The sequence below is a fragment of the Enterobacter ludwigii genome, from assembly GCF_001750725.1.
Lineage (GTDB): Bacteria > Pseudomonadota > Gammaproteobacteria > Enterobacterales > Enterobacteriaceae > Enterobacter > Enterobacter ludwigii.
Map to the genome: position 1 here is coordinate 4,446,226 of NZ_CP017279.1, position 13,690 is coordinate 4,459,915.

The 13,690-nt window shown below is 56.5% G+C and carries 12 protein-coding genes; 9 read left to right on the forward strand and 3 right to left on the reverse strand.

Going from position 1 to position 13,690, the window contains the following annotated elements; translation table 11 throughout:
* The first annotated feature begins 124 nt into the window (after positions 1-124).
* A complete protein-coding gene (locus BH714_RS20900) occupies positions 125-2,260 on the forward strand; it encodes an ornithine decarboxylase (RefSeq protein ID WP_040018841.1) in 2,136 nt (711 codons plus the stop codon).
* A 49-nt stretch (positions 2,261-2,309) separates the two neighbouring features.
* On the opposite strand, the gene BH714_RS20905 is transcribed toward BH714_RS20900, so the two are convergent.
* Positions 2,310-3,002: a response regulator gene (locus BH714_RS20905; RefSeq protein ID WP_014171591.1), complete on the reverse strand. Its 693-nt coding sequence runs from the start codon at positions 3,000-3,002 to the stop codon at positions 2,310-2,312.
* Positions 2,992-4,617 (reverse strand): ATP-binding protein, encoded by a 1,626-nt coding sequence (locus BH714_RS20910; protein ID WP_025203246.1) that lies wholly within the window; start codon positions 4,615-4,617, stop codon positions 2,992-2,994. The genes BH714_RS20905 and BH714_RS20910 overlap by 11 nt, the downstream gene beginning before the upstream one ends.
* A gap of 345 nt (positions 4,618-4,962) precedes the next feature.
* On the opposite strand from BH714_RS20910, the gene BH714_RS20915 reads away from it, so the two are divergent.
* The 8 genes from BH714_RS20915 to citG are packed head-to-tail and all read left to right on the forward strand — an operon-like array spanning position 4,963 to position 12,280.
* A complete protein-coding gene (locus tag BH714_RS20915) occupies positions 4,963-6,324 on the forward strand; it encodes a 2-hydroxycarboxylate transporter family protein (protein WP_040018842.1) in 1,362 nt (453 codons plus the stop codon).
* 17 nt (positions 6,325-6,341) lie between these two features.
* Positions 6,342-7,205 (forward strand): fumarylacetoacetate hydrolase family protein, encoded by an 864-nt coding sequence (locus tag BH714_RS20920; protein ID WP_014171588.1) that lies wholly within the window; start codon positions 6,342-6,344, stop codon positions 7,203-7,205.
* Positions 7,206-7,215: 10 nt separating this feature from the next.
* A complete protein-coding gene (gene citC, locus BH714_RS20925; protein WP_014171587.1) occupies positions 7,216-8,241 on the forward strand; it encodes a [citrate (pro-3S)-lyase] ligase in 1,026 nt (341 codons plus the stop codon).
* Positions 8,242-8,257: 16 nt separating this feature from the next.
* Positions 8,258-8,551 (forward strand): citrate lyase acyl carrier protein, encoded by a 294-nt coding sequence (gene citD / locus BH714_RS20930; RefSeq protein WP_040018843.1) that lies wholly within the window; start codon positions 8,258-8,260, stop codon positions 8,549-8,551.
* Complete coding sequence (citE, locus tag BH714_RS20935) at positions 8,548-9,423, forward strand: citrate (pro-3S)-lyase subunit beta (protein ID WP_014171585.1); 876 nt, start codon at positions 8,548-8,550, stop codon at positions 9,421-9,423. Before citD ends, citE begins: the two co-directional genes overlap by 4 nt.
* Positions 9,424-9,433: 10 nt before the next feature.
* Positions 9,434-10,951: a citrate lyase subunit alpha gene (citF, locus tag BH714_RS20940; protein WP_040018844.1), complete on the forward strand. Its 1,518-nt coding sequence runs from the start codon at positions 9,434-9,436 to the stop codon at positions 10,949-10,951.
* A 2-nt stretch (positions 10,952-10,953) separates the two neighbouring features.
* A complete protein-coding gene (citX, locus tag BH714_RS20945) occupies positions 10,954-11,493 on the forward strand; it encodes a citrate lyase holo-[acyl-carrier protein] synthase (protein WP_040018845.1) in 540 nt (179 codons plus the stop codon).
* A complete protein-coding gene (citG, locus tag BH714_RS20950) occupies positions 11,471-12,280 on the forward strand; it encodes a triphosphoribosyl-dephospho-CoA synthase CitG (protein ID WP_020883684.1) in 810 nt (269 codons plus the stop codon). Before citX ends, citG begins: the two co-directional genes overlap by 23 nt.
* An 18-nt stretch (positions 12,281-12,298) precedes the next feature.
* Here the strand turns inward: citG and BH714_RS20955 are convergent, their stop codons facing one another.
* Positions 12,299-13,555, reverse strand: a complete 1,257-nt coding sequence (locus BH714_RS20955; RefSeq protein ID WP_020883685.1) for a nucleoside permease — start codon at positions 13,553-13,555, stop codon at positions 12,299-12,301.
* Between the last annotated feature and the right edge of the window lie 135 nt (positions 13,556-13,690).

A 13,690-nucleotide genomic window follows, 5' to 3' on the forward strand; every position in this document is an offset into this window, starting at 1 on the left:
CGCGAAATTTCTCCTTCCTGTGTACGGAGCCGCCAATGATGATGTTGTCTGTCGCTGCGCGAACGCTCACCCGTATCGATATTATCTACTCCTGTCTCACCGTTCGGTGAGGGTAACTGCACTTATGAAAACCATGAAAATCGCCGTCAGCCGCGAGCTGGTCTCTACTGTGTCTACGCACCGCGAAAAGGTGACGCTGGATAACACTGATTTTACGGATGTGGCGGCAGTCGTCATTACCCCCGCGGAAAGTTGCAGCGGCATTCTGGCATTGCTTAAACGCACGGGCTTTCAGCTTCCGGTGTTTATTTACTCGCAAGAGCCGTCTGACGTTCCTGATGGCGCAACGGCAGTGATATCAGGTAAAGCTCAGGAGTTTCTGGAACTGGAGACGGCGGCCAGCCGGTATGAAGAGAATCTGTTGCCGCCATTTTTTGACACCCTGAGCCAGTACGTGGCGATGGGCAACAGTACTTTTGCCTGTCCGGGACACCAGCACGGTGCATTTTTTAAAAAACACCCTGCGGGACGGCAGTTCTATGAATTCTTCGGTGAGAACGTATTTCGCGCCGATATGTGCAATGCCGATGTGAAACTGGGCGATCTGCTGATCCACGAAGGCTCCGCCAAGCATGCCCAGAAGTTCGCGGCAAAAGTCTTTAATGCTGATAAAACCTACTTCGTACTGAACGGCACCTCCGCTGCAAATAAGGTGGTCACCAATGCGCTGCTGACCCGCGGCGACCTGGTGCTGTTCGATCGCAACAACCATAAGTCCAACCACCACGGTGCGCTGATCCAGGCGGGAGCCACGCCGGTTTATCTCGAAGCGGCGCGTAACCCGTTTGGTTTTATTGGCGGGATTGACGCGCAGTGCTTTGACGACGCGTACCTGCGAAATCAGATCCGTGAAGTTGCGCCGGAAAAGGCCATGGAGAAACGCCCGTTTCGTCTGGCGATCATTCAGCTTGGTACCTACGATGGCACGATCTACAACGCCCGTCAGGTGATCGACAAGATCGGCCATCTTTGTGACTACATCCTGTTTGATTCGGCCTGGGTGGGCTACGAGCAGTTTATTCCGATGATGGCGGAAACCTCTCCGCTGTTACTGGATCTGAACGAGAACGATCCGGGCATTTTCGTGACGCAGTCGGTGCATAAACAGCAGGCCGGGTTCTCGCAGACTTCGCAGATCCATAAAAAAGATAATCACATTCGCGGCCAGGCGCGTTTCTGTCCGCACAAGCGCCTCAACAATGCGTTTATGCTCCATGCCTCGACCAGTCCGTTCTATCCGCTGTTCGCGGCTCTTGATGTGAACGCGAAAATCCATGAAGGGGAGAGCGGGCGCCGGCTTTGGGCGGAGTGTGTTGAGCTGGGCATTGAGGCCCGCAAGGCGATCATTGCCAACTGCCATATGATCAAACCGTTTATTCCGCCGATGGTGGCCGGGCGTCCGTGGCAGGATCATCCCACTCACGCCATCGCCAGCGAGCGCCGCTTCTTCAGCTTTGAGCCGGGGGCTAAATGGCACGGGTTTGAAGGCTATGCCAGCGAGCAGTATTTCGTCGATCCGTGCAAGCTGCTGCTGACCACGCCGGGTATTGATGCGGAAACCGGGGAATATACCGAGTTCGGCATTCCGGCGACCATTCTTGCGCACTACCTGCGTGAAAACGGCATTGTGCCGGAGAAATGCGATCTCAACTCGATCCTCTTCCTGCTGACGCCTGCCGAAAGCAGTGAGAAGCTGGCGCAGCTGGTGGCGATGCTGGGTCAGTTTGAACAGCATATTGAAGACGATACGCCGCTTGCTGACGTCCTGCCGACCATCTACCAGAAATACCCGGTACGGTATCGCGATTACACCCTTCGCCAGCTCTGCCAGGAGATGCACGATCTCTACGTGAGCTTTGACGTGAAAGATCTGCAGAAGGCAATGTTCCGTAAAGAGAGTTTGCCAGAACGGGCGATGAATCCGCAGGATGCGAATCAGGCGTATATTCGCGGGAACGTGGAGCTGGTGCGCATTCGTGATGCCGGCGGACGCATTGCCGCCGAGGGCGCGCTGCCGTATCCCCCTGGCGTACTGTGCGTGGTGCCGGGTGAAATCTGGGGTGGGTCGGTACAGCGTTACTTCCTGGCGCTGGAGGAGGGCATCAACCTGCTGCCAGGCTTCTCGCCGGAGCTGCAGGGCGTTTACAGCGAAAAGGATCCCGATGGGATTAAGCGACTGTACGGGTATGTTTTGTCATAGCCGCCGTCATCCGTAATCCCGGCCCTCTCCCAAAAGAGAGGGTCAGGGCTCACACCGCACTTCTCTTATACATCCTCCGTGGATGCCCAATCTTCCCGTACAACATCTCTACGCTCAGAAACCCCGCCTCCACGCAGTGCTCCAGATAGCGTCGGGTGGTGGTTTTACTTAATCCTGTCTCCTGCACGACCTCGTCGACGGAAAAACAGTGTGTCGCCTTGTCGTTAAACAACGCCTGCACCCGTGCCAGCGTATTCTCCTCAATGCCTTTGCTGCCGTTATCCAGACGGTAGTTTTTCGCCTGCAGCTGGTAGAGCGAGTCGACGTTCTGCTGGTCGACAATCTTCCAGACCCGCTGTTGTTCGGCAAACTGCACAAAGCGTTCAAGCGACTGGCTGAGGCGTTTCCAGGAGACCGGCTTCAGGATGTAATCAAAGGCGCCATTTCGGATGGCCTGGCTGCAGGTGTCCATGTCGCTGGCAGCAGTAATGAAAATTACCGAACAGTTGGCGCGGGTGAGCATGGGGTCATTGATCAGTGTGATCCCTTTACCGTCCGGCAGATAGTTATCCAGCAGCATAAGCTGCGGCTGCTTGCTTTCAAGCTGGACCTGGGCGGCAGCGAGAGACGAGGCGATCCCTACCAGCCTCAGGCGCGGATGTTTACCGATAAGTTCCGCGTGCAGTTGCGCCAGTTCGTTCTCGTCTTCAACAATCAATACGTCGATAAGTTCATGTTGCATAGTCGGTATCTTCCAGTTGCTGGGCGGGACGCCGGGCGGGAATAAACAGTGAGAAAATGGCGCCGCGCGGGGTGTTATCGGCAATTTCTATCGCGCCGCCAGCCTGCGTAACATAGCTTTCGATCAGATACAGGCCAATCCCGTGATCGCCGCGTGTTTTGGTGGTGATGCCGCGTTCAAATATCCTGTCACGGATCTCCGGTTTGATGCCAACGCCCTGGTCGGCCACTTCGATAATCAGCTCCTGCTCGCTCAGTTTGATCAGCACTTCGACCGGTGCATGGGGGAGCGGTGAGCGCTGCGTTGCTTCGATGGCGTTATCCAGCAGGTTGCCGATGATTGAGATCAGCTCTTCTTCAGCCAGCGACGGGAACGGCCTGTCCAGCCGGCAGGCCGGGTCAAAACTGAGCTCGACCCCTTTCTCCCGCGCGCGGGCGGCTTTACCCAGCAGCAGGCCACACAGGGTCGGGGAGCTGAAGCGGGAAGAGATAAAGTCCAGCAGCTCCTGAGCGTGTTCCGACTGCGCCTGAATATAGCCAATCGCCTCTTCATAGCGGCCCATGTGCAGCAGGCCGGATAGAGTGGTCATGCGGTTCAACTGCTCATGACGCATGATGCGCAGGTTATCGACATAGCGTTTAACCTGGCTGAGCTGGGCGCTAAGCGAGTCAATTTCATTCCGATCGCGGAAGGTGATCACCCAGCCCTGCAGCGAATCCTCAAGCATGATGCGCACCCGGCTGGCAATCACCGTGAGGGTGTTAAAACGGCAAATTTCATCATGGGTATCTTTTGCCAGCATCGTCTGCGTCGAGAAGAACGGGACAGGGTCGATAACCTGGCTAATCAGCTGCCCGCGCAGTTCACGGGCTGGCTGGCTCAGGCCAAGCAACTTGCGCGCCGCCTGGTTGATCACCTCAATGCGCAGCTCATCATCGATGGCGATCACCCCTTCATAGATAGACTCCATCATCGCCTTTTGCTGGCGCACCAGCAGGCCGATTTCCCGTGGCTCCAGGGAGAAGATCTGCTTCTTAATACTGCGGGTAAAGAACCAGGAGAAGATAAAGAGCGCAATCAACAGCAGCACGGCGGCCAGCAGGATATTGACCACTTTGCTGACGGTAATGGTATCAAGGTAGCTGGTGAGATAACCCACCGAGACAATCCCCACCACTTGCCCCGCATCGTTGAAGATGGGCGCTTTGCTGCGCAGCGAAATACCCAACCCCCCTTTGCGGATGGTGGTGGTGCTTTTTCCCTGCAGGACTTCCTCATTGTCTCCACCGATAAGCGTCTTGCCCACTCTGTCGGCAAAGACCGAATGAAAAAGATGCAGACCTTTATTATCTCCAATCACAATAAAGCTGGCATCACTGTGAGCGGCAATTTTCTGCATAAAATCATGGATGGCTTTGATATCTTTTTGTTCAACCTCATCACGTAATGAGGGAATAAGTGCGATCTCTTCCGCCTGTATTTTGGCACGTGCGCTCATTTCCTGATAAAGCTGCTTGCCGACATCGACGTAATAATATCCGCCCAGTAACGCAAAAAGTACTGAGAAAAAGGCGACCAGCGAAATAAACAGCTTAATCTGAAACGATACTTTCATAACTATCACGCGAGGTAGCAGCAAAGATTGCCAATATATCATCTTTTTTCGCGCCGATGCCCGGTTTGCCGAAAACTTGTGATCCCTTGCACAGCAGGCCCTGTAAAAGAATTTTCCGAATAGCCTATGCGCCTGAAGCCGTCTGGAGAAATGTTATTTGATTGTTCGTTTTAGAAAAGAAACCATAAAAACCACGGCAATAAATAAGGCGTAAATCACATTAAATAAAAGAAACCATTAAAACCATAGCTGCCATAAAAACTTCGCTTTTAATATGCCATCCCTCACATAAAGTAAGCCTTTGTGACTCTAAGCTGAACGCACAAAATAACTAAGGGGCTTATTATGAGCACAACTGACGATTCTTTCTCTGTTACCCACGACCCGATTGATATTCAGCGACCATCACTCAAAGAGCGCTGGTGGCATATTATGGATACGTGGAAAATCGGAATTATCCCTCTGCCACTGTTTGTCCTGGCCGGCGCGCTGATTGCCATTGATTGCCTCGGCGGCAAACTGCCCAGCGATATCGTGGTGATGGTCGCCACGCTCGCGTTCTTCGGTTTTGCCTGCGGTGAGTTTGGCAAGCGCCTGCCGATTGTCGGTAAACTCGGCGCGGCGGCGATTTGTGCCACTTTTATTCCTTCGGCACTGGTCTATTACGGTCTGCTGCCGGATGTGGTGGTGGAGTCCACCACGAAGTTCTACAAATCCACCAACATTCTGTATCTCTACATCTGCTGCATCATTGTCGGCAGCATCATGAGCATGAACCGCACCGTGCTGATTCAGGGCTTCCTGCGCATCTTCTTCCCGATGCTCTGCGGCGAAATTGTCGGCATGATTGTTGGCATGGGCGTAGGGATAGCGCTGGGCCTTGAGCCATTCCAGATCTTCTTCTTTATCATTCTGCCGATCATGGCGGGCGGTGTTGGGGAAGGGGCGATCCCGCTCTCCATCGGCTATGCCACCCTGCTGCATATGGACCAGGGCGTGGCGCTCGGTCGCGTTCTGCCTATGGTTATGCTCGGCGGTCTGACGGCAATCATCATCTCCGGCTGCCTCAATCAGCTCGGTAAACGTTACCCGCACCTGACCGGCGAAGGCCAGCTGATGCCTAACCGTGCGAATACCGATGGAACCACCGCACAGCCTGCGTTCTCCGGTAAAGCAGACGTCACCACGATCGCTTCTGGCGCACTGCTGGCCGTTCTGCTCTACATGCTGGGGATGCTCGGCCACAAGCTGATTGGCCTGCCTGCGCCGGTTGGCATGCTGTTTATGGCGGTGCTGGTCAAGCTTTGCAATGGTGCTTCTCCGCGTCTGCTGGAAGGCTCTCAGGTGGTGTATAAATTCTTCCAGACGTCAGTAACTTACCCCATTCTCTTCGCTGTGGGCGTGGCCATTACCCCCTGGCATGAACTGGTCGCCGCATTCACGCTGACCAACCTGCTGGTGATTGTCAGCACCGTCTCCGCGCTGGTGGCGACCGGTTTCTTCGTGGGCAAAAAGATTGGCATGCACCCGATTGATGTCGCCATCGTCTCCTGCTGCCAGAGCGGCCAGGGCGGTACCGGTGACGTGGCGATTCTGACCGCAGGCAACCGTATGAGTCTGATGCCCTTCGCCCAGATTGCTACCCGTATTGGCGGCGCGATTAACGTCTCCATCTCTCTGCTGATACTGGGCAACTTCCTCGTTTAAGTTTTCAGGAAAGAACAATGAAACTCGCAAGCTTTTTATACCAGGGAACACGCAGCTACGGCATCGTTCAGGCCGAAGGTGTGATTGATTTAGGTCGCCGTCTCGGCGACCGCTACAGCGACCTCAAAGCGCTGCTGCAGGGCAACGGGCTGGCTGAGGCCACCCGTTATCTCAACGACGCCGTGGATGTCCCTCTGAATGCCATCACCTTCTTACCGGTGATTGAGCAGCCGGAAAAAATCCTCTGCGTGGGCATGAACTACGCCGACAAACGCAAAGAGTTTGACCAGCACAACCCGGCGCCGACGCTGTTTGTCCGCTTCCCGGATTCGCAGACCGGCCACAACGAACCGGTGCTGAAGCCGCGTCACTCCAGTGAATTCGACTACGAAGGAGAGCTGGCGGTCATCATCGGCAAAGCCGGAGAGAACATCAGCCGTGATGAGGCGCTGCGCCATGTGGCAGGTTACAGCTGCTATATGGACGGCTCCGCCCGCGACTGGCAGCACACCTGGTTTACGGCAGGCAAGAACTGGCGTCAGACCGGAGCGTTTGGCCCGTGGATGGCGACGGCTGATGAGATCCCGGACCCGCACCAGCTGGCGATCCGCACCTGGCTTAACGGCCGTATGGTGCAGGAAGACAACACCAGCAGCATGATCCACAAGGTCGCGGAGCTTATCGAATACATCAGCACCTTTACCCGCCTCAGCCCGGGCGATGTGATCATCACCGGCTCCCCTGGCGGCGTGGGCAAAAAGCGCAACCCGCCGCTGTTCATGAAAGAGGGCGATCGCATTGAGGTGGAGATCGAGCATATCGGTCATCTGAGCAATGTGATCATGGAAGCGCCCGCCACCGGGCTTGCGGCAGCACACTGAGTAAAACGGCATGAACAGTCAACCCACTATTGATTTTCGCCACACCCTTGTGGCGAAACACCCGGAACGCTTAAGCCAGATCCGTTACCTGCTGGCAGACAGCGGCCTTGGCCTGGACAACGACATCACGCTGTTTGTCGAAGCCTGGTCCGGCACGCAGCTGGTGGGTTGTGCCGGGCTTGCCGCTAACGTCATCAAGTGCGTGGCGGTAAACGAGCAGCTTCGTGGGGAGAACCTCAGCGCACGGTTGCTGGCAGAGGTGGAAAATGCGGCGCTGGAGCGCGGCCATTTTCACCTCTTCCTCTGCACCCGTCCGTGCAACAAGGAGCGCTTTGGCCGCAGCGGCTTCTGGCCGATTGCCCAGAGCGGGAACAACGCGGTGCTGATGGAGAACACCCCGCAGGGGATCCAGCGCTACTGCCGCGCGCTCAAGTGCCAGCGCAAGGCCGGGAAGAAGATTGGCGCGATCGTGATGAATGCGAATCCGTTTACCCTCGGCCACCGGCATCTGGTCGAGCAGGCCGCGGGGCAGTGCGATGCGCTGCATCTGTTTGTGGTGCGCGAGGATGCCTCGTTCTTCCCGTTCAGCGCCCGGCTAGAGATGGTACGGGCGGGCGTGGCGCATCTGCCGAACGTGATTGTGCATGAAGGATCGCAGTACATCATCTCCCGCGCCACGTTCCCGGCCTACTTCCTGAAAGAGACCGGCAAAGTACAGCAGGCGTGGAGCGAAATCGATGTGCTGATCTTCCGGGACTTCATCGCTCCGGCGCTGGGTATTACGCATCGCTTTATCGGTTCGGAGCCGTTTTGCGATATCACCCGTCAGTACAACCAGACGCTGCACGACCTGCTGGCCTCGCAGATTGACGTGGTGGAAATGCCGCGCATCAAGGTCACCGGCAACGCTATTTCCGCGTCGGAAGTCCGCCGCTTGCTGAAGACACAGCAGTTTTCCCGGATCCGGGAGATTGTCCCGGACTCCACCTTCGCGCACCTCGAAACGCATTACCGTGCGAGTGCGGAAGTCGCATAACTATCAGGAATTTATCATGAAAATTGTTAGGGAGGCGCTGGCCGGTACACAGGAGTCCAGCGACCTGATGGTAAAAATTGCCCCCGCTCAGGGTGAGCTGGAAATTATCATCCACAGTGAAGTGATTAAGCAGTTTGGCGAACATATTCGCCAGGTCGTTAACGACACATTGCGCGCCATGAACGTGCACCAGGGATTAATTATTGTTGAAGACAAAGGGGCGCTGGACTGTGTGATCCGCGCCCGCCTGCAAAGTGCGCTCCTGCGCGCAGCCGTTGAGCCGACACTCAACTGGGGGGCGCTGAAATGAGCAAACTCCGCCGCAGTATGCTGTTCCTGCCGGGCGCAAACGCCGCCATGCTCTCTACGGCATTTATCTACCGCCCGGACTCCATCATGTTTGACCTTGAAGACGCCGTCGCCCTGCGCGAGAAGGATACCGCGCGCATGCTGGTGTTTCATGCCCTGCAGCACCCGATGTATCAGGATATCGAAACCGTGGTGCGCATTAACCCGCTGAGCACGCCGTTTGGCTTGCTGGATCTGGAAGCCGCCGTGCGGGCAGGGGTGGACGTGATTCGATTGCCGAAAACCGACACCCCAGAGGATATCGATGAGCTGGAAGGGCATCTGGCGCGTATTGAGCGTGAATGCGGGCGCGAGCCGGGCTCGACCCGCGTCATGGCGGCTATTGAATCGGCGATTGGGGTGATTAACGCCGTGGCCATTGCCCGCAGTTCTCCGCGCTTAATCGGGATCGCGCTGGCCGCCTTTGATTATGTGATGGACATGCAGACGGAACGCGGGGATGGCACTGAGCTGTTTTATGCCCGCTGTGCCGTGCTGCACGCCGCCCGCGCCGCGGGTATCGACGCTTTCGACGTGGTGTGGTCGGACGTTAACGATGAAGCCGGCTTCCTGCGCGAGGTCGATTTGATCCGCAAGATGGGCTTTAACGGTAAATCGCTGATTAACCCACGTCAGATTGACCTGTTACATAACGCCTATGCCCCAACCCAGCAGGAAGTGGATCACGCGAAACGGGTGATTGAAGCGGCAGAAGAGGGGGAGCGTAACGGCCTGGGCGTCGTGTCGCTCAACGGCAAAATGGTCGATGCCCCTATTATTAACCACGCGCAGATGGTGCTGGAACGCGCGGCGGCCTCCGGCGTGCGTCGTTAAGGATTACACAATGAATCAGATAGAACTTCTCCATGTGAATTTCCCCCATCTGCGGGACTTAAAACCGTTTGATGCCGCCCACAGCGCAACGCCATGGCTGAACAGCCCTGACGAAAAACACACCCGTAAGCTCTGTGCTTCGGTCGAAGAGGCGGTGTTACGCAGCGGGTTACAGGACGGGATGACCGTCTCCTTCCACCACGCGTTTCGCGAAGGCGACCGGGTGATCAATACCGTCGTGGCGCTGCTTGCGCGTATGGGCTTTAAAAACCTGACGCTGGCTTCCAGCTCGCTGATGACCTGTAACGACGCGCTGATCGAACACATCGAAAGCGGCGTTATCACCCGGATTTACACCTCCGGTATGCGTGGCAAGCTGGCGGACGCTATCTCACACGGGTTGATGGCCGAGCCGGTACAAATTCACTCCCACGGCGGGCGCGTGAAGCTGTTGCAGGACGGCGAGCTGAATATCGACGTGGCGTTTCTTGGCGTGCCGTGCAGCGATGAATTTGGCAACGCCAACGGCACGCACGGGAAATCGTGCTGCGGCTCGCTTGGCTATGCAATGGTGGATGCGCATTTTGCCCGCAAGGTGGTGCTGCTGACCGAAGAACTGGTGCCGTTCCCGAATATGCCCGCCAGCCTGGTGCAGGATCAGGTGGATTACATTGTGCAGGTGGAGAGCGTGGGTGACCCGGCGAAAATCAGCGTCGGTGCAGCTCGCGTGACCAGTAATCCGCGTGAGCTGATGATTGCCCGCTACGCGGCGGATGTGATTGAACATTCAGGCTATTTCAAACCCGGTTTTTCCATGCAGACCGGCTCCGGTGCGGCGGCTACCGCCTGTACCCGCTTTATGGAGGAGAAAATGGAGCGCAGCGGCGTGAAGGCGCGCTTCGCGCTCGGGGGCATTACCGGCAGCCTGGTGGATCTGCACGAGAAAGGCCTGATCGAAAAGCTGCTCGATACCCAGTGTTTCGATGGCCAGGCCGCGGCCTCGCTGGCACGAAATCCGAATCATGTGGAGATCTCCACCAACGTTTATGCCAACCCCGGCAGCAAGGCAGCAAGCTGCGACCAGCTTGATGTGGTGATCCTGAGCGCCCTGGAAATTGACGTCGATTTTAACGTCAATGTTATTACCGGCTCTGACGGCGTAATGCGTGGGGCATCCGGCGGACATTGTGATGTGGCCGCGGCGGCGAACCTGACCATCGTGGTCGCCCCCCTGCTGCGTAGCCGTATTCCAACCGTCGTGAAGCGGGTGACCACCCGGCTGACGCCCGGGGAGAGTATCGACGTGCTGGTCACCGATCACGGCATCGCGGTTAACCCGGCACGCCCGGAAATCCGCGAACGACTGCTTGCCGCAGGCCTCAACGTTGTCGATATCAATGCGCTTTTCGAGCGGGCGATATCACTGACCGGCGTACCAAAACCCATTGAGTTTACCGACAAAATCGTCGGTGTGATCCGCTACCGCGACGGCAGCGTTATCGACACCGTTCGACAGGTGAAGGAGTAATGATGACTGTAGCGACACCCGTGCGGGCGGGTGTCAGCCTGGAGGAGCTGCTGGCGGCGAAAGAGCGCCGTGCAGCACGCCAGACTGACTGGCTCACGCACTATCAACAACCGGTGATTTCTCTCACGCTCGTCACCCCCGGGGAGATCAAAGACAGCCTGCGCTATCGCAATACGATGGGCGTGGCATTGCAGATGTGCGACCAGCTGCTGTGGGAAAACCGCTGGCAGGTGCTGGACCGCCAGGTGCTGTGGCTGCCCACCGGGCCAGAAGCAATCTGGTGCGTGGCGCATCCGGCGGCGGAAATCAAAGCGCACTGTACGGATCTGGAGCAGACTCACCCACTCGGCAGGCTGTGGGATTTGGATGTGATCTGCCCGGTACAGGGGCATGTGGGGCGCCAGTCTTTAGGGACACATCTCCGGCGCTGTCTGGTATGTGATGAGCCTGCCCACGCCTGTTCTCGTTCGCGTAAGCATCCTGTAGAGCAGGTGGTGGCTCGCGTGGAGAAGATGATCGATGACTGGTTTGCTCGCGACTAACCCGCAGCCATGCGATGTGCCAGGGCTTGCCGAAGAGGCGTTATGGCAGGAGCTGGCGTTGACGCCAAAGCCGGGTCTGGTGGATAAGCTCAACAACGGTGCACACCGCGATATGGACCATGCGCTGTTTGCCCGCAGTATTGCGGCTATCACCCCGTGGTTTGCGCGCTTTGCAGAGCTGGGTCATACCCATGCGGATAAACCCGCGGCGGAACAAATACGGATCATTCGCCCGATGGGCATTGCCTGTGAACAGGCAATGTACGCTGCAACATGCGGGGTGAACACGCATAAAGGCGGCATTTTTGCCCTCGGTTTGCTGTGCTTTGCCGCCGGACGTGTGAAACACGCCACGGCTGAGAGCCTCTGTAGTGAGGTGAGTCACCTCTGTCGCGGGCTGGTAGCGCGTGAGCTGGCAGCACGCAGTGGACAGGCGACGGCAGGGGAGCGGCAGTTTCAGCAGTATGGGTTAACCGGCGCACGGGGCGAAGCGGAAAGCGGTTTTGCTACGGTGCGTGCAGCGCTGGCGCAATGGAACGGGCACGCGCTGCATGACCTGCTGCTGCGCCTGATGGCGATGAATCAGGACAGTAACCTGGTGTCGCGCGGCGGTATGGAAGGGCTGCGTTATGTGCAGGGGTATGCGCGGGCATTACTGACGCGTGGCTGGGATCGTGATGCATTAATACAGATGGACAATGCGCTCATTGAACGGAATTTAAGCCCGGGCGGCAGTGCGGATTTATTGTCGGTAGGATGGGTGCTGGCGAAATTACCCCTCTCCTGAAAGGAGAGGGGATAATCATTAATGCGCGATAGGCTGCGCAGCGTGCGGTTCGCGTACGTGCTTGTACTTGAACAGTGCGATAAACGCGAAGAACAGTACCAATGAGTACGCGGCGAAGATAAGCCACACGGGCTGCCAGTTGGTGATGCCGTTAGTGGTGTACATCTCAACCACTTTACCGCTCACCACACCGCCCAGAATACAGCCGAAGCCGTTGGTCATCATCAGGAACATACCCTGAGCACTGGCGCGAATTTCAGGTTTCACCTCTTTTTCCACAAACACCGAACCAGAGATGTTGAAGAAGTCGAAGGCGCAGCCGTAAACAATCATCGACAGAACCAGCAGCACGGTACCGAACGGGCTTGGGTCGCCGTAGGCAAACAGACCGAAGCGCAACATCCATGCAGCGATACTGATCAGCATGACGTTCTTGATGCCGTAGCGGCTCAGGAAGAACGGGATGGTCAGGATGAACAGCGTCTCAGAGATCTGAGAGATGGACATCATCACTGACGCATGTTCAACGATAAAGCTGCCAGAGAACAGCGGGTTATTGTCGAAGCTGTGCAGGAAGGTGTTGCCGAACATGTTGGTGATCTGCAGTTCCGCACCCAGCAGCATGGAGAAGATAAAGAAGATCGCCATGCGTTTGTTTTTAAACAGCGCAAAGGCGTCCAGACCGAGCATGGTGCTCCAGCTCTGGTTTTTCTGCTGGTTAGACACCGGAATATGCGGCAGGGTCAGGGTGAACAGCGCCAGCACCACGGAGAGTGCCGCCCCGATGTAGAGCTGCATATGGCTCAGTTCGAAGCCTGCGAAGCTCACGCCCCACATTGCCATGATAAAGCCGATGGTGCCCCAGATACGGATTGGTGGGAAATCGGTGACGATTTCCATACCGGCAGATTTCAGGCGGTAGTAGGAGATGGTGTTGATCAGGCCAAGCGTTGGCATGTAGGCCAGCGAGTTAAACAGGATCACCATGAACATCGCCCCCGGCGTGGTGACCTGGGCTGCCATAAACAGCGTCCCCGCACCCACCAGATGGCAAAGCATGTACAGCCATTTCGCACTTAACCATTTATCCGCCACGATCCCCAGCAGCGTTGGCATAAAGACAGCCGCAATGCCGAGCGAGCTGTAGACGGCACCGATAGACGCACCATCGAACTTGAGCGTCACAAACATATAGGAGCCGAGTGTAGTCAGCCAGCTACCCCACAGGCAGAACTGCAGAAACGACAATATTTTAAGCTGCAGCTTAAGGTTCATGTTACTTTCCTCACAAGTGAGCGGGAGATATGTTGTTATAGGAACATTCAGGGTTGTTATTTGATGCAATTCTATCAGCAGGCGAGGTTATGTTTTGTTACCTCCCGCAAAAAAATGCAATCCACATTAATTTGC